The following is a 16,566-nucleotide window of genomic DNA, read 5'->3' as shown; positions in this document are numbered from 1 at the left end:
CTCAGGCCAGCTTCAGTTCGGCCAGCGCGCGCTGGTGGTCGCTCTGGTGTTTGAGCACGACACCGAGGGTGGCGCGGACGGTGGTGTCGTCCAGATCCGTGAACCCGAGGGCGAGCAGCGTGCGTCCCCAGTCGATCGATTCGGCGACCGAGGGCAGCTTCTTCAGCTGCATGCCGCGCAGAACGTGCACGATCCGCACCAGCTGCGCGGCGACGGCGGCAGACAGCTCAGGGACCCGGCTGGCCAGGATGCGGCGCTCGAGCTCCTCGTCCGGGAAGTCCAGGTGCAGGTAGAGGCAGCGGCGCTTGAGCGCCTCGGACAGCTCGCGGGTGGCGTTCGAGGTGAGCACGACGAACGGCTTGCGGCTGGCGGTGATGGTGCCCAGTTCCGGGACGGTCACCGCAAAGTCGCTGAGCACCTCGAGCAGCAGCCCTTCGATCTCGACGTCGGCCTTGTCGGTCTCGTCGATCAGCAGCACCGTCGGATCGGTGCGCCGGATCGCGGTGAGCAGCGGCCGGGAGAGCAGGAACTCCTCGGTGAAGACGTCGGCCTTCGTCTCCTCCCAGTCGTTTTCACTGGACGCTTGGATGCGCAGGATCTGCTTGGCGTGGTTCCACTCGTACAGTGCGCGAGCCTCGTCGACACCCTCGTAGCACTGCAAACGGACCAGCTCGGCGCCCGAAGTCTGCGCGACCGCGCGCGCCAACTCGGTCTTGCCGACACCTGCCGGACCCTCGATCAGCAGCGGCTTGCCGAGCCGATCGGCGAGGAACACCGAGGTAGCGGTGGCCTTGTCCGCCAGGTACCCCGTGCTCGCCAACCGGTCGATCACGTCTTCCACCGATCCGAAGACCGGTTCTTGACCTGCACTCTCCGACACCACGCACCACCTTCCTTACCCAACCACCCACCACGCTACGGCAGCGCCGCGAGCACGCCGACTCGACGTCGGGGTCTGTGGCCCGGCCACTGAGGTGAGCGCCGACCCCGCGACTCGACCCTCGCCATACGGATGCTGATCGGGTTCGCGATGACGCAAGAGTCCGACCGAGATCGGTGGTGTGTCGGCAGTGGGGTGCTCCGGTCGGTCAAGGCGCCCTTTTCCGCCAACTCCTCCTGTGAATCCCTTCCGGTCGGTATTCTCGATGGATACGAAAGGCGTTGACCAGCGAATATCCGGACATCGGGTCCGGAAGACGGGATGGCCACCGCACGTCGACTCGAATACTCGAATCCCTCCGCGGTATCGCCGGAGCTGTAAATACCCGTCCCGGCAATGCGGCCGCGTCGATCGGCGTCGTGCGCGTGTGCGCGGCACGAGGTCCGGAGCCCGGCCCACAGAATCAACGGCGAACGAACAGCTCTCGTTTCTGGAGGTGGATGATGGCCAGGAAGTTCGAGGGACATGTCGCGCTCGATATCCGCGATTCGGCGCCCGACTGGGCGCCTTTCGCGGAGCCGACGGCACCGCAGGGTGCGCCGAACGTGCTGTATCTGGTGTGGGATGACATCGGGATCGGCACCTGGGACTGTTACGGCGGTCTGGTCGAGATGCCGAATATGAAGCGCATCGCTGATCGTGGTGTGCGGTTCACGCAGTTCCACACCACCGCGCTGTGTTCACCCAGCCGCGCCGCGTTGCTGACCGGCCGGAATGCGACCTCGGTCGGTATGGCGACGATCGAGGAATTCACCGATGGGTTCCCGAGTATGAGCGGACGCATACCGGCCGAAACCGCGTTGCTGCCTGAGGTGTTGGCCGAGCGGGGCTGGAACACGTATGCGGTCGGTAAGTGGCACATGACGCCGCTGGAGGAGGAGAATCTGGCGGCGTCGAAGCGGCATTGGCCACTGGGGCGTGGGTTCGAGCGGTTCTACGGTTTCCTGGGCGGCGAGGCCGACCAGTGGTATCCGAATCTGATGTACGACAATCACCCGATCTCGCAACCGTACGCACCGGAGGACGGGTACCACCTGTCGAAGGATCTGGCCGACAAGTCGATCGAGTTCATCCGGGACGCGAAGGTGATCGCCCCCGGCAAGCCGTGGTTCATGTACCTGTGCCCGGGGTGCGGGCACGCGCCGCACCACGTCCCGCGGGAATGGGCCGACAAATACCGCGGCCGGTTCGATATGGGCTATGAGAAGTATCGCGAGATCGTGCTGGAGAACCAGAAGCGCATGGGTCTGCTGCCGGAGAACACCGAGCTGTCGCCCATGAATCCGTATTCGAATGTCACCAGTGCGGACGGCAAGCCATGGCCGGTGCAGGACACGGTACGACCGTGGGATTCGCTGTCGGAGGACGAGAAGCGGCTGTTCCGTCGGCAGGCGGAGGTGTTCGCCGGATTCCTGTCCTACACCGACGCGCAGATCGGCCGGCTGCTGGACTATCTCGAGGAAAGCGGCCAACTGGACAACACGATGATCGTCGCGCTGTCGGACAACGGCGCCAGCGGCGAAGGAGGTCCGAACGGCACCGCGAACGAGATGAAGTTCTTCAACGGCTACGTCGACACGGTCGATGACAGTTTGGCCAAGCTCGACGAGCTCGGTTCGCCGAGCACTTACAACCACTACAGCATCGGCTGGGCGATGGCGTTCAACACCCCGCACAAGCTGTACAAGCGGTATGCCTCGCACGAAGGCGGCATCGCCGACCCGTGCCTGGTGTCGTGGCCGGCCGGGCTGGCGGCCCGCGGTGAAGTGCGCCACCAGTACGTCAACGTCTGCGATGTCACCCCTACCGTCTACGAACTGCTCGGCATCACACCGCCGGACACGGTGAAGGGTGTGGTGCAGCGCCCCTTGGAGGGGGTCGGTTTCCAGGCGCTGCTCGATGACGCGGACGCGGACACCGGCAAGCACACGCAGTTCTATTCGATGCTGGGCACGCGCGGGATCTGGCATCGCGGGTGGTTCGCCAACACCATTCACGCGGCGTGCCCGTCCGGCTGGGGGCATTTCGACAAGGACCGCTGGGAACTGTTCCATCTCGAGCAAGACCGCAGCCAGATGCACGACCTGGCCGACGTTCATCCCGAGAAGCTGGAGGCGCTGAAGGCGCTGTGGTTCTCGGAGGCCGAGAAGTACCAAGGGATGCCGCTCAACGACCTCGACATCGTCACCGCTATGACCCGTTACCGCCCAACATATGCCACCAAGCGGGACAATTTCGTCTACTACCCGGGTAGCGCGGAGGTGGGACCGGGTGCGGCGCTGGAGATTCAGGGGCGGTCGTTCGCGCTGCTCGCCGAGGCGACCATCACCAGCTCGGATGCGCAGGGCGTGCTGTTCGCCCACGGCGGGCGACTCGGTGGGCACACCCTGTTCGTCCAGGACGAACACCTGTACTACATCTACAACTTCCTCGGCGAAGAAGAACAGACCATTGTTTCCGATCGCCCGGTACCACTCGGCGATCACATCCTCGGGATCCGGTACGAACGCCACGGAACCCGTCCCGACAATTTCACGCCGACCGGTGCGGCCGTGCTGTACATCGATGAGAACCCGGTCGGCTCACTCGATGACATGCGGACCCAACCCATCACGTTCTCCGGTGTGGGAGAAGGAGTCTGCGTGGGCCGTGACAGCGGTCAGTCCGTTTCCGTGCACTACCGGCCACCGTTCCCGTTCACCGGGGGAACCATGCACCAGGTCCTCGCGGATGTGAGCGGCAAACCATATGAGGACCTGGAAATGGCTGCGGCCGCGGCCTTTTCGCGCGATTGAGCGGATCGCCAGTGGCTACCGCGACCGCCGCCCGACAAGGTCACCCCCGAGGACACCGCGACCTGCCATCGCGGCTTCCGGTGCGTGGTGCGCGACTAGACCGGCCGAATCTGCCCCTCACCCCAGACGATCCACTTGGTGGAGGTCAGTTCTGGCAAGGCCATCGGGCCGCGGGCGTGCAGCTTCTGAGTGGAGATGCCGATCTCGGCGCCGAAGCCGAATTGCTCGCCGTCGGTGAAGGCGGTGGAGGCGTTCACCATGACGGCCGCGGCGTCCACGCGGCTGGTGAACTCGCGTGCGGCGGCCAGCGCGCCGGTGACTATGGCCTCGGTGTGGCCGGTGCCCCAGGTGTTGATGTGCTCCACCGCGGCGTCCAAGTCATCGACCACCTTGAGCGCTATGTCGAGGGTGAGGTATTCCTCGCCCCAGTCGGCGTCGGTGGCCGGAACCTGGCCGGGCAGGTCGCCGTGGATGGTGACGCCGTGCTCCTCCAGCGCCTTGGCCAGCCTGGGCACGGCCGTGTCGGCGATCGCGGCATCGATGAGGACGGTCTCGGCCGCGTTGCAGACGCTGGGGCGGCGGGTCTTGGCGTTGATCACGATTTGCTCGGCCATGTCGAGGTCGGCGGCGGCGTGCACGTAGACGTGGCAGTTGCCGGTTCCGGTCTCGATGGTGGGCACCTGCGCGTCGCGGACGACCGCGTTGATCAGGCCGGCCCCGCCGCGCGGAATGACCACGTCGACCAGGCCACGCGCCTGGATCAGATGGGTCACGCTGGAGCGGTCCGCACTCGGCAGCAGTTGCACGGCGTCGGCGGGAAGGCTCTGTGCGACAAGCGATTCCCGCAGCACCCCGACCAGTGCGGCATTGGAGCGGGCCGCCGATGACGAGCCGCGCAGCAGAGCGGCGTTGCCGGATTTGAGCGCGAGCCCGAACGCGTCGACGGTGACGTTCGGCCTGGCCTCGTACACCATACCGACCACGCCGAGGGGGACCCGCACCTGCTTGATCTCCAGGCCGTTGGGCAATGTCGAGCCGCGGACGACCACGCCCACCGGATCGGGCAGCCCGGCCACCTGGCGCAGCCCGGAGGCGATGCCGTCGATGCGGGCCTTGGTCAACCGCAGCCGGTCGAGCAGCGACTCCTCGGTACCGGCCGCCTGTGCCGCGGCGATGTCGCCGGCGTTGGCGGCGAGCACACGGTCGGCCGCCGCCAGCAGCGCGTCGGCGGCGGCGTGCAGCGCGTCGTTCTTCTGCGCGGTCGTCAGCTGAGCCAGTGCCCGCGAGGCGACCCGAGCCTTGCGCGCGGCGCCGTGTACTACCGCGCGGATATCCGGCTCGGTTGTCGTTCCTACCGTCATGGGTACAGCCTACGCACCCGGTAGACCACCGATTCCACCCGCTCGGCGCGGCCATATCCCGCCTCTGATCAGCGCGACCGGCCCGCACAGCCTCGGCTCCCTTTGCGCCCGTGCCGTTTATCGTGGTGCACATGGCCACGACGCCGGATCGAATCCCCGCCGACGGCGACGCCGACGTGTTGATCGGCAGGTTGGATGCGTCGATGGTCGCTCTGAGTTTCGTCGACAACGCCGGCATCACGCGGGTGAAGGCGGTGCCCGAGCGACGGCTCCACCACGCGGCCCGATTCGGGGTCGGCGTCTCACCGTGTTTCGAGACCTTCACCTTCGACGATCTGATGACGGTCGGGCGATATCTGGGCGGTCCCGACGGCGATCTGCGGCTCGTCCCTGACCTGTCGATGCTGACCGAGCTGGCCTGCCAGCCGGGCTGGGCGTGGGCGCCCGCCGACAAGTTCACCCAGGACGGCGCGCGCTTCGTCGCATGCCAGCGCTACTTCGCGGCACGCCAGGCCGAGGCGGCGCACGCGACGGGGCTTCAGCTGTCGATGGCCTTCGAGACCGAATGGTCCGTCGGCCGGGACGACGACGCGGACGGCTTCACGCCCGCGATCCACGGCCCCGCGTACGGCATCGTGCGGCTCGGCCAGGTCGCCGAGTATGCCAAGGACCTGGTCGCGACGCTGGCCAGGCAGGGCATCACGGTCGACCAGTTCCACCCGGAATACGCACTCGCCCAGCTGGAACTTTCGGTCGAACCGTCGCAGCCGGTCGCCGCCGCCGACGAGGCGGTGTTGGTTCGGCACACTATTCGCCAGGTGAGCGCGCGCCATGGGTGGCGCGCGCTGCTGGCGCCATGTATCGCGCCGGGCGACGCCGGTTCCGGAGCGCACCTCCACCTGTCCGTGCACGACGACGAGGGGCCGCTGCTCGCCTGCGGTGCGGGCCCGTACGGCATGCGGCCGACCGGCGAAGCGTTTCTGGCCGGAGTTCTGCGAGAACTGCCCGCGCTGGTCGCGGTCGGCGCGGGCAATCCGGCGAGCTTCCTGCGGCTGGCGCCCTCGCGCTGGGCCGGTGTGTGGCAGTGCTGGGGTCGCGAGGCCAGGGAGGCCGCGCTGCGTTTCATCACCGGGGTGCGTGGCACCGAGCAATGGGCCGCCAACGCCGAGATCAAGTGTTTCGACGCGACCGGAAACCCGTATCTGATCGTCGGTTCGGTGATCGCGGCCGGGTTGTCCGGCATCGCCGATGAACTGCGCCTGCCCACCGAAATCACCGGGGACCCCGTGACTTTCGACGAGGAAGCCCTCATGATGTCGGGTGTGCGCCGACTGCCTACCACGCCGACCGAAGCCGCCGACCGCCTCGCCGAGTCCACAGTGCTGGCCACCGCGATGGGCATTGAGCTGCACGACGCGCTACTCACCGTGCGCCGAGCCGAAGCGGAGCGGTACACCGCCGCGAGCGCGGACGAGCTCGTCGCCATGACCCGTTGGCGGTTCTAGCGTGCTCACCGACGGCGTTTCGCTCACCGACCAGCACTGTCACGGCGTGGTCACCGACGATCTGGACCGGCCCGGCTTCGAGCGGTTGCTCGGCGAAGGCGCACGTGGCAGTTTCGATTCCGCGATCGGGCTCGCGGTGCGCCGCTGGTGCGCCCCCGCGCTCGACCTGCCCGCCCATGTCGGTCCGGACGTCTACCTCCGTCATCGCGCCGGGCTCGGCGGACGCGAGGTCGCCGCGCGGCTGCTGCGCGCGACGGGCGTGACCCGGTGGCTTCTCGACACCGGCATCGGCGGCGGCACCGGAGAGTTCGGCGAGCTGGCGGACGGCGCGGTCCACGAGATCGTGCGTCTGGAAGACGTGGCCGAACAGGTCGTCGCCGAGGTCGGCGCGGTGTCGGGCGTCTACGACCGGATCGAAGCGGAGCTGCGTGCCAGGGCCACGAATGCCGTCGGGCTGAAGACGATCGTCGCCTACCGGTGCGGTCTGGACTTTCCGCTGCGCGATCATCCGCCGACCAGCTTCGCGCCCGAACGCAGGCTCACCGACCCGCACCTACTTGGCTGGCTGGTCGGTCTGGGCGCGCGTGTCGGGGCCGAACTCGGCCTCCCGTTGCAGTTCCACACCGGGTTCGGCGACTCGGATCTTCGACTGCACCGTTCGGATCCGTTGCTGCTCACCGACTTTCTGCGCAGGACAACCGGCACGGGGCTCTCGGTGCTGCTGCTGCATTGCTGGCCCTTCCATCGCCATGCCGCCTACCTCGCGCACATCTTCGAGCACGTCCACCTGGACCTGGGCCTCACCATCCCGTACGTGGGACAGCGCGCCGGGGCCGTGCTCGCCGAGGCGCTGGAACTCGCTCCGTTCCGCGCGCTGTGCTTCTCCTCGGACGGCTACGGGCTGCCGGAACTGCACTACCTCGGCGCCCTGCTGTGGCGGCGCGGACTCGGCACGCTGATCGACGAGTGGATCGTCGCCGACACGATCACCGCCGCCGACGCCGAGCACCTTGTCACCGCGCTCGCCCACGGGAACGCCGAGCGCGTCTATCGCGCGGCGCTCGACCGGCCGCAGCTTCACGTCGCGGGCTGAGGCGGACCGATCCGGTCGGTCGAAAATCGGGGTGCGGCGCCCGCTCTCGATGCCTACCGTTGATCGTGCAGACCAACGAAAGGATCGAGACCATGTTTCCCGTCGAGCTGCGCGGCACCAGGGCGCAGACGCTGATGTGGGCCCACGAGTACGAGGTCGACCAGGCCGCGCTGCAGCAGCTGCGGAACATCGCCGGGCTGAAATGGGTCCACGGCGTCCGCGTGATGCCGGATGTGCACCTCGGCAAGGGGGCCACGGTCGGCTCGGTGATCGCGATGAAGGACGCGGTGTCGCCCGCTGCGGTCGGCGTGGACATCGGGTGCGGCATGGAGAGCGTACGGACCGATCTCACCGCCGCCGATCTGCCGGACAACCTGCATTCGCTGCGGTCGCGGATCGAGGCCGCGGTGCCGGTCGGCTTCCAGGCGCACGCGAACGCGGTGAATGTGGCCGCGCTCGGCGGGGACGTGGCCGCGCTCGGCGCGAGCACCGCGACACTGCGCGCGGGCTGGGATCGGTTCTGGGGTTCGTTCCGGGCGCTCGACGACCACGTGCAGGCGCGAGAGTCCAAGGCGCACAAGCAGATGGGTACGCTCGGCGGCGGCAACCACTTCATCGAGGTCTGTCTGGACCAAGACGACATGGTATGGATCCTGCTGCACTCCGGTAGCCGCAACATCGGCAAGGAGCTCGCCGAGCGGCACATGACGATCGCGCGGACGCTGCCGCACAATGTCGATCTGCCCGACCGCGATCTTGCCGTATTCGTCTCCGGGACAGCCGAGATGGACGCCTACCGCCGCGACCTCACCTGGGCGCAGGAGTACGCCGCGCGCAACCGCGCGGTGATGCTCGCCCTGGTGTGCCGCGCGGTGCGCGACGAATTCGCCGGGCGGGAAGTGCGTTTCGAGCAGCCGATAACGTGTCACCACAACTATGTTGCGGAGGAGATCATCGACGGAGTGCCGATGCTGGTGACCCGCAAGGGCGCCGTACGCGCGGGCGAGGGTGATCTGGCGTTGATCCCCGGTTCGATGGGCACCCGCTCGTATGTGGTGCGCGGCAAGGGTAATCCCGCTTCCTTCCAGTCGGCCTCGCACGGCGCGGGACGGCGGATGAGCCGCAACGCGGCCAAGCGGCAGTTCAGCGTCGCCGATCTCATCGCCCAGACCGAGGGCGTCGAGTCGCGGAAGGACGCGGGCGTCGTGGACGAAATCCCGGCCGCGTACAAGGACATCGACGAGGTCATCGCGGCGCAGCGCGATCTGGTCGACGTCGTGGCGACGCTGCACCAGGTGCTTTGCGTGAAGGGGTGATCACCGACGTGATCTCGCGCCGGGCGAGTTGTGCTTGCCCGGTGCGAGATCCGCGGGTGTTCAGCGCCTGCGCAGGGTGGCCGCGATCCCGGCCGCGATCAGCATCAGCCCGATGACGAGGGCGAAGCCGCCGAGCACCCAGTTGTGCACGGCCAGGCGCAGTTCGGGCGACAGCGCTGGTGACTCCTCGATCAGTCGCCAGGTGTCGTCCGGAAACACGATCTGCGCGACCCCGGGCAGCAAACCCCATACCAGGCCCGCGATAACGGTGCCCGCGGGCGAGTACGCCGCCAGCAGTGCGACCAGGAACAGCAGCAGCGCTCCGCCGATGATCTGTCCGTTGGAGCCCCACCGGTCGCTATCGCTGCCGGCGATCACCCACTGTCTGGTGTCGAGTGCGCCGTTGGCGGCCAAGCCGATCCCGATCGGCGTCACCACCAAGCCGATGAGGGTGCCTAGCGCCGTGCGCGAAAAATCGCCGCTGGTGCGGAACTCGGCTCCCGGCGGGGCCCAGCCCGCAGGCGGCTGATAATTGCTCGGCATGCTGGCCTCCCGCGCGGTTTCCCTGTGACGGAGATATTTCCGCCCATTGTCCGTCCCGCGGGGTGAATTCGGGGTGGATGCGGCATCAACCGCGCGCGACAAAACGGGGCGCTCGGTCTGTATTCCGCGGCGGTTCACCCGATACGATCGACTATGCCCTGGCGGCCATCGTTCTTCTCCCCCGCTTCGGATTCGGACCCGGCGGCCGGTCCGCCGGATATCCGTGGTGCGCGGCGGTCGTTCGTCACCGCGCGCGGCGTCCGCTTCCACGTCACCGAGGCGGGGCCTACCGACGGACGGCCGGTGCTCGCGCTGCACGGCTGGCCACAACACCACTACGCCTACCGCCATCTGCTCGCTGATCCGCCGGATGGGCTGCGGATCATCGCACCGGACCTGCCGGGATACGGCTGGTCGGGTCCCGCACCGCATCGGTGGGCGAAGGAAGACGTCGCCTCCGACGTGCTCGCGCTGCTCGACGCGTTAGGCCTCGACCGCGTCCTGCTGGTCGGGCACGACTGGGGTGGCTACATCGCCCACCTGCTCGTACTGCGCGCGCCGGAGCGGTTCGACGCGCTGCTGGCGCTGAACATGGCTCACCCCTGGCAGACGCCACGCGTTTTCCTCCCGCACGCGTGGCGGTTCCTGGTCTATCAGCCGCCGGTCGCGGCATTCGGCAGGTACCTGCATCAACGCACCAGGTTCCTGGAACAGCTGATCTTCCCCGGGGCCGTGCGCCATCGTGCGGAGTTCGGGCCCGAGGTGGTTCGCGCGTACGCGGACCGCTTCCGCGACCCGGTCTGCGCGCGCACCGCCACTGACACCTATCGCACGTTCCTGCTGCGCGAGGTGCCCCGGTCCGCGAGGCGCGGTGAGGGACGCCGCGCGACCATCCCCATCCGCGCCCTGTTCGGTGTCGAAGACGCGGCGATCCACCCCTCGCTCGCCGCCGAAGAGACTGCGCTGGCCGACGACTATCGCCTGGAGCTGGTCGAGAATTGCGGCCATTTCATCGCGGAGGAGCGGCCGGACCTGGTCCGCGCCCGGTTGGTCGAATTGGCGGCGGCGACCGAGCCCGACTGAATGCACGCGGTCCTTCCAGCCTCGTCGGCGCCCGGTTGGCCGGGTCGGCGGCAATCACCAGGCCCGACCGACTGCACGCGGTCCTTCCAGCGGGTGCCTACCCCGCCGGTCCTGCCGACCGCTCAGTGGCAGCTCGTGCGGCCGCGTGCCGACCGGGGTGCCGCGGCCTCGATAGTTCCGTGCTCGATGGCCACAGCTTCGCGTCGGCTCCCGCAGTCAGGTGCGGGCGCCGCGCCGAGGAGTTGCGCGATGTCACCCTGGTCGGGGGCGCGGTCGCGGCGTGACGCCGCATGTCGGTACCGTCGGGCACGATGGACCGCATGACCACGGCGACCGATGTCCCTGAGATCGACCTCACCGCCCCCGACCTGCGCGATCGCGCGGAGCATCTGCTGCGCGAGCTGGCCGGATCGGGCGCGCGGCTGCGGGAGGACCAGTGGACCGCCATCGAGGCGCTTGTCGTGCAGCGCCGCAGGGCACTGGTCGTGCAGCGAACCGGCTGGGGAAAGTCGGCGGTGTACTTCATCGCGGCCAAGCTGCTGCGCGGGGCTGGTCGCGGGCCGACGGTGATCGTCTCGCCGCTGCTGGCTCTCATGCGCAACCAAGTGGCGGCGGCCCAGCGTGCGGGGGTGATCGCCGCGACCATCAACTCGGGCAACGTCACCGAATGGGACGAGATCCACGCGCGGGTCGCCGATGGCGCGGTCGATGTGCTGCTGGTCAGCCCGGAGCGGCTGAACAACCCGGACTTCCGCGACCAGGTGCTGCCCAGGCTCGCCGCGGACGCGGGACTCGTGGTGATCGACGAGGCGCACTGTGTGTCGGACTGGGGCCACGATTTCCGGCCGGATTACCGCCGTATCCGCACCCTGATCGCCGATCTCGGTTCGGACGTGCCCGTGCTCGCGACCACCGCGACCGCCAACGATCGAGTGGTCACCGACGTCGCCACCCAGATCGGCACCGACACCCTGGTCCTGCGCGGCACGCTGGATCGCGAATCGCTGCACCTGTCGGTAGTCCGTTTCGACGACGCGGTGGAACGCACCGCCTGGCTCAGCGGTCACCTGCACCGGCTGCCCGGCTCCGGAATCGTCTACACACTCACCGTCGCCGCCGCCCACGATCTGGCCGACGTGCTGAACTCGCACGGCCACCCGGTCGCCGCCTACACCGGTCAGACCGACCCCGCCGAACGCGAGGCGCTGGAGGCCGCGCTGCTGAACAACGAGGTGAAGGCGCTCATCGCCACCTCCGCGCTGGGCATGGGATTCGACAAACCCGACCTCGGGTTCGTGGTGCACGTCGGCGCGCCGTCCTCGCCTATCGCCTATTACCAGCAGGTCGGTCGCGCGGGGCGCGGCACCGATCGCGCCGAGGTTGTCCTGTTGCCCGGCCCCGAGGACGCGCGGATCTGGAGCTACTTCGCCTCCGTCGCCTTTCCGCGCGAACATATCGTGCGCGCGGTACTCGACGCGCTGGACTCCGGCCGGGCGCTGTCGACGGCGGCGCTGGAACCGCTGGTGGAGCTGAACCGGTCTCGGCTGGAGATGGTGCTGAAGGTGCTCGACGTGGACGGCGCGGTGCACCGGGTACGCGGCGGCTGGATCTCCACCGGACAGCCGTGGATCTACGACACCGAACGCTATGAGCGTCTGTCCGCCGCCCGCGAGGTCGAGCAGCAGGCCATGGTCGACTTTCAGTCCACTTCCGACTGCAGGATGGAGTTCCTTCGTCGTCAGCTCGACGACCCGGGACTGCCCGCAAGCCGAGCGGATTCGCCCGGCTGCGGCCGCTGTGACAACTGCACCGGCGCCCGCCCCGATCGCACCGTGGCCGCCGATGCCGTCGCCGCGACCAGAGCTCGCCTCGATCGCCCCGGCATCGACCTCGCTCCGCGCAAGCAGTGGCCCACCGGCATGGCGAAACTCGGAATCCCGTTGTCCGGCAAGATCACCGGTGGCGCCGAGACCGGCCGCGTCCTCGGCAGGCTCACCGACCTCGGCTGGGGACAGCGCCTGCGCGCGTTGCTCGACGGCCCGGACGCCCCCGTCCCCGACGCGGTCTTCGACGCCTGCATCGCCGTACTGCGCGAATGGAAGTGGGCAACCCGCCCCACCGCGGTGATGGCGCTGGAATCCCCGCGTTACCCCGTGCTGACCGCCACCCTCGCCGCCCGGCTCGCCGAAGTCGGCCGCCTGCACGACCTCGGCACGCTCCTGACCCGTCCGGACCGGCCGTCGGTCTCCGCGGCGAACTCCGCACACCGGGTCGGTGGACTGTTCGACTCGTGGGAGGTTCCCGACCTCACCGACGTGACAGGCCCGATCCTATTGGTGGACACCGTCACCGACACCGGCTGGACGTTCACCGTCGCCGCCCGCGCACTACGCACCGCAGGAGCCGACGCGGTCCTGCCGTTCGCGCTGGCCACGCCGACGTAGCGGTGCGGAGGTTCCGTTCCGATACAGGCGCGGCCCGCACGCTCGCGGCCCGCTGGATCTTTGCCGGCGCAGCAACATTCGTGGTCCGGCTCGGCGGCATTCGATGACCGCCTCTGGGCCGGCAGCCGCTCGGATCGCCGCACCGCGGCCGTCCCCGGCTGATCCGCCATTCGCGTGTGCGGCGCACCGGATTCGACGATGACCCCGTGACCGATTCTCTTCGAGCGCTGAACCTGCGTTTCGTCACCTCCGAGAGCGGCATCACAGGCATTGGCTCGTGGAACTCTTTGGCGCACAACACCACTCACAGACTGAGTGTCGCCCGCAGCCTCGCGTCGAGGGATTCCGTCTCGGCCGCGGTCAGGACGCCGAGCTGTTCGGTGAGCCACGGCCGGTAGGCGCGAAGCAGCTCGAGGGTGTCGGCCCAGCCGTGCTCGGTTCGAGTGGCCAGCACATGGCCCGGGTCCGCGTCGCGCAGCGGGACGACGTGCAGCCAGCGGTAATGCGAGGTGATCACCGCTGAGTCGGAGACCAGCACGACGGTCGGACGCCGCGGCAAGAAGGTGCCGTCGCGCAGCGTAGGGGCATAGCGCCAGACCTCGCCGCGCTTCATGCCGCGCCGCCGACGTCGTTCTCGGCGGCCTGGGTGAGCCGCACGTCGTCGTATGCGGCGGCCAACTCGGCCTCCTCCTCGATGACCAGGGCGGTCAGGCTATCGTGCACGAGCGTAGTCCGCAGCGCGGCGTTGATCACGGAGGAAAGGCTACGGTTCTGGCGATCGGCGGACTCTCTGGCCCATTCGGCCACCTGGGGATCAAGTGTGACCGTCACGCGCATCGCCTTGCCCATACTCGTATGCATACCAGAACGGTGCAACGGCCGAAACCTGTCCGGGGCATCGGTTAGGGTCGGACGCGTGGCCAGCAAGTCTGCGGCGCCGGCGATCGAACTCGAGGTCGGCGGCCGCACGATCCGCATCTCCAACCCGGACCGGGTCTACTTTCCGGAGACCGGCGCGACCAAGCTCGACCTGGTGCAGTACTACCTGAGCGTCGGGGACGGCATCGTCAACGCGCTGCGCGACCGGCCATGCATGCTGCACCGGTTCCCCACAGGGCTGGTGGGAAACAAAGTGCACCAGAAGCGACTGCCCGCGGGCGCGCCGGACTGGATTACCACCGTGCGGGTGTTCTTCCCACGCTACGGCAGGCACGCCGACGAACTCTGCGTCACCGAACTCGCTGATGCCATCTGGGCGGTGCAGATGTCGACAGTCGAGTTTCATCCGTGGAACTCCCGCTCCGCTGATACCGAGCGGCCCGACGAATGGCGCATCGACCTGGACCCGATGCCGGACTGCCCGTGGTCGCGCGTGCGTCGGGTGGCGGGCGTCGTGCATGAGGTGCTGGACGAACTCGGCGCGGTCGGCTGGCCGAAGACCTCCGGCGGCGAGGGTCTGCACATCTACGTCCGGATCGCGCCGAACTGGGGATTCAAGGACGTCCGCCGCGCCGCGCTCGCGTTCGCCCGCGAGGTCGAGCGCCGCGCGCCCGATGATGTGACCACCACCTGGTGGCGCCGCGACCGCGACCCGGAACTGCTGTTCGTCGACTACAACCAGAACGCACGCGACCACACGATCGCCGCCGCGTACTCGGTGCGCGGCGTCCCCGCTGCGACGGTCTCCACACCGGTGCGGTGGGACGAGATTCCCGACATCGATCCGCGCGACTTCACCATGTCCACCGTCCCCGCCCGCTTCGCCGAACTCGGCGACCTGCACGCGGGCATCGATGACGCGGTGTTCCACCTGGATCGATTGCTGGAGTGGGCCGACCGGGACAAGGTGGACGCCGAGCTGGACGCGCAGCCGGACCTGGACGAGAGCTAGCGCGGGGCGAAGTGGGCGGGTGCTGTGCGACACTCCGCCATCCGGCGGACGAGCGGCGGTGCTACCGTCGCTGCGGCGACCCCGGGTCGTCGTCGGCCTGTTCGCACCACCGCTGACCACGCCATACCGCACCGAAGGAGGTCCATCCATGAGCCGACCGGCAGTACCGATCGCGATCGGCCCGGCCGAACCTCCCGCCGCGCTGTTGGAGAAGGCGGTGCTCGAGGCTGGGGCCGCCGTGTCGGAACTCGACGAAGCCCGCGCGCTGATCTGGGCCGGCAGTCCCGGTGAGTTCCCGGACGAGCTGCCCGCCACCGTCGAGTGGGTGCAGCTTCCCGCCGCCGGCATCGAGGACTGGTTCGCCACCGGCATCTTCGCCAAGTATCCCGGTGTCCGATTCACCTCCGCCGCAGGCGCTTTCGCGGCCAGCGTGGCCGAGCACGCGCTCATGCTGCTGCTCGCGGGCGTCCGGTATCTGCCCGAACACCTGCGCGCCGCGCGCTGGCGCCAACAGGACTTCTTTCCGCACGTCGGCACGCTGCGCGGCAAGACGGTGACCATCGTCGGCGCGGGCGGCATCGGCCGGGCACTGATCCCGATGCTGGTCCCGCTTGGCGCGCACGTGATCGCCGTCAACCGCAGCGGGCGACCGGTCACCGGTCCCGGCATCCCGGACACCGTCGAGACGCTCGCCGCCCACCATCTCGCCCGGATCTGGCCACGCACCGACCATGTGGTCATCGCAGCGCCCGCCACCCCCGACACCAGGCACCTCCTCGGTGCGGACGAACTCTCCCGGCTCAAGCCGTCGTCCTGGATCATCAACGTAGCTCGCGGCAGCCTCATCGACACCGACGCCCTGGTGGCGGCGCTGGCGTCCGGCGCGATCGGCGGCGCCGGGCTGGACGTCACCGACCCCGAACCGCTTCCGGACGGCCACCCGCTCTGGGTGCTGCCGAATGCCATTGTCACGCCGCACGATTCGAACCCGCCGCAGTTGCGGTTCGCGGCGTTCGCGGATCACGCCGCCGAGAACGTGACACGGTTCCTCGCCGGACGCGAGCTGCTGGCGCCGATCGATCCCACACGCGGGTACTGAGCGCGGAACTACCTGGGCGGCAGTGCGGCCCGGCGCTCGCAAGTCGGCGAGATAACTCGGAGCCGCAGGCTGAGTGCGCCATAGCCGCCCCCATGGACGAGATCGAGGACCCGATCTGCCAAGAGGCGTTCAAGAAGATCAACTCCGACGAATCCCGGCACCTCGCTGTCGATTTTGCGGTGATGGACCCGTTCGGGCACACCCAGCTGCGCAAGCTGCTCATCGACCTGGTCGGCGGCTAGGCCAAGCCTTCGCTGATCATCGGCGTACTGAGCTACGTGCCGCTGCTGAACAAGATCCACAGTGCTCGTTGGGATCACGACTACGACTTCACCGGTAAGAAGGTCGCTGTCGCTACGCAGTATGTCAATCAGCTACGCACCGTCGATCTCGACGACTACACCGTCCTGCCGTCGGACGACGACCAGCGGAAACCGCGGATCGCGGCGATTCCCTAGCCGGCAGGGGCCGGCGGCGCGGACGATAGACTCGGTGC

At 68.5% G+C, this 16,566-nt stretch carries 14 protein-coding genes and 1 pseudogene; 10 read left to right on the top strand and 5 right to left on the bottom strand.

Annotated features, from left to right (window positions below):
* Position 1: 1 nt before the first annotated feature.
* Positions 2–880, bottom strand: coding sequence for an AAA family ATPase (locus OHB12_RS32450; RefSeq protein ID WP_442799896.1), 879 nt, complete (start codon positions 878–880; stop codon positions 2–4).
* 503 nt (positions 881–1,383) lie between these two features.
* Here OHB12_RS32450 and OHB12_RS32445 point away from each other — a divergent pair.
* On the top strand, positions 1,384–3,735 hold the full coding sequence (locus OHB12_RS32445; protein ID WP_327121673.1) for an arylsulfatase: 2,352 nt from the start codon (positions 1,384–1,386) through the stop codon (positions 3,733–3,735).
* A 95-nt stretch (positions 3,736–3,830) separates the two neighbouring features.
* Here OHB12_RS32445 and OHB12_RS32440 read toward each other — a convergent pair whose 3' ends face one another.
* Positions 3,831–5,096 carry a glutamate-5-semialdehyde dehydrogenase gene (locus tag OHB12_RS32440; protein ID WP_327113780.1) on the bottom strand — a complete coding sequence of 422 codons (1,266 nt, stop codon included), beginning with the start codon at positions 5,094–5,096 and terminating at the stop codon, positions 3,831–3,833.
* Between the two features lie 131 nt (positions 5,097–5,227).
* Between OHB12_RS32440 and OHB12_RS32435 the strand changes: the two genes are divergently transcribed.
* The 3 genes from OHB12_RS32435 (at position 5,228) to OHB12_RS32425 (ending at position 9,010) form a co-directional block, all read left to right on the top strand.
* The gene (locus tag OHB12_RS32435; RefSeq protein ID WP_327113778.1) at positions 5,228–6,601 is read left to right on the top strand and encodes a glutamine synthetase family protein; all 1,374 of its coding nucleotides are present in this window, start codon (positions 5,228–5,230) and stop codon (positions 6,599–6,601) included.
* A 1-nt stretch (position 6,602) separates the two neighbouring features.
* Positions 6,603–7,694 carry an amidohydrolase family protein gene (locus OHB12_RS32430; RefSeq protein ID WP_327113776.1) on the top strand — a complete coding sequence of 364 codons (1,092 nt, stop codon included), beginning with the start codon at positions 6,603–6,605 and terminating at the stop codon, positions 7,692–7,694.
* 92 nt (positions 7,695–7,786) lie between these two features.
* Positions 7,787–9,010 (top strand): RtcB family protein, encoded by a 1,224-nt coding sequence (locus OHB12_RS32425; protein ID WP_327113774.1) that lies wholly within the window; start codon positions 7,787–7,789, stop codon positions 9,008–9,010.
* Between the two features lie 60 nt (positions 9,011–9,070).
* Here OHB12_RS32425 and OHB12_RS32420 read toward each other — a convergent pair whose 3' ends face one another.
* Positions 9,071–9,553: a hypothetical protein gene (locus OHB12_RS32420; RefSeq protein ID WP_327113772.1), complete on the bottom strand. Its 483-nt coding sequence runs from the start codon at positions 9,551–9,553 to the stop codon at positions 9,071–9,073.
* Positions 9,554–9,706: 153 nt separating this feature from the next.
* Between OHB12_RS32420 and OHB12_RS32415 the strand changes: the two genes are divergently transcribed.
* Both OHB12_RS32415 and OHB12_RS32410 read left to right on the top strand, forming a co-directional pair.
* Positions 9,707–10,636 (top strand): alpha/beta fold hydrolase, encoded by a 930-nt coding sequence (locus tag OHB12_RS32415; RefSeq protein ID WP_327113770.1) that lies wholly within the window; start codon positions 9,707–9,709, stop codon positions 10,634–10,636.
* 320 nt (positions 10,637–10,956) lie between these two features.
* Positions 10,957–13,080 carry a RecQ family ATP-dependent DNA helicase gene (locus OHB12_RS32410; RefSeq protein ID WP_327113769.1) on the top strand — a complete coding sequence of 708 codons (2,124 nt, stop codon included), beginning with the start codon at positions 10,957–10,959 and terminating at the stop codon, positions 13,078–13,080.
* 304 nt (positions 13,081–13,384) lie between these two features.
* Here OHB12_RS32410 and OHB12_RS32405 read toward each other — a convergent pair whose 3' ends face one another.
* Together OHB12_RS32405 and OHB12_RS32400 are read right to left on the bottom strand one after the other, a co-directional pair.
* Positions 13,385–13,693 (bottom strand): hypothetical protein, encoded by a 309-nt coding sequence (locus OHB12_RS32405; RefSeq protein WP_327113767.1) that lies wholly within the window; start codon positions 13,691–13,693, stop codon positions 13,385–13,387.
* Positions 13,690–13,917, bottom strand: a complete 228-nt coding sequence (locus OHB12_RS32400; RefSeq protein WP_327121671.1) for a hypothetical protein — start codon at positions 13,915–13,917, stop codon at positions 13,690–13,692. Before OHB12_RS32400 ends, OHB12_RS32405 begins: the two co-directional genes overlap by 4 nt.
* Before the next feature lie 79 nt (positions 13,918–13,996).
* On the opposite strand from OHB12_RS32400, the gene ligD reads away from it, so the two are divergent.
* From ligD to OHB12_RS32380, 4 genes and pseudogenes are all read left to right on the top strand, one after another.
* Positions 13,997–14,971: a non-homologous end-joining DNA ligase gene (ligD, locus tag OHB12_RS32395; RefSeq protein ID WP_327113765.1), complete on the top strand. Its 975-nt coding sequence runs from the start codon at positions 13,997–13,999 to the stop codon at positions 14,969–14,971.
* A 148-nt stretch (positions 14,972–15,119) separates the two neighbouring features.
* Complete coding sequence (locus OHB12_RS32390) at positions 15,120–16,070, top strand: D-isomer specific 2-hydroxyacid dehydrogenase family protein (RefSeq protein ID WP_327113763.1); 951 nt, start codon at positions 15,120–15,122, stop codon at positions 16,068–16,070.
* 95 nt (positions 16,071–16,165) lie between these two features.
* A pseudogene (locus OHB12_RS32385) lies at positions 16,166–16,309 on the top strand (ferritin-like domain-containing protein); the annotation flags it as partial.
* A gap of 39 nt (positions 16,310–16,348) precedes the next feature.
* A complete protein-coding gene (locus tag OHB12_RS32380) occupies positions 16,349–16,528 on the top strand; it encodes a hypothetical protein (protein ID WP_327113761.1) in 180 nt (59 codons plus the stop codon).
* Positions 16,529–16,566: the final 38 nt, after the last annotated feature.

Origin of the sequence: Nocardia sp. NBC_01730 (assembly GCF_035920445.1) — a bacterium.
Lineage (GTDB): Bacteria > Actinomycetota > Actinomycetes > Mycobacteriales > Mycobacteriaceae > Nocardia.
The sequence above is the reverse complement of the archived record's forward strand: the minus strand, read 5'-3'. Positions and strand labels throughout refer to the sequence as shown.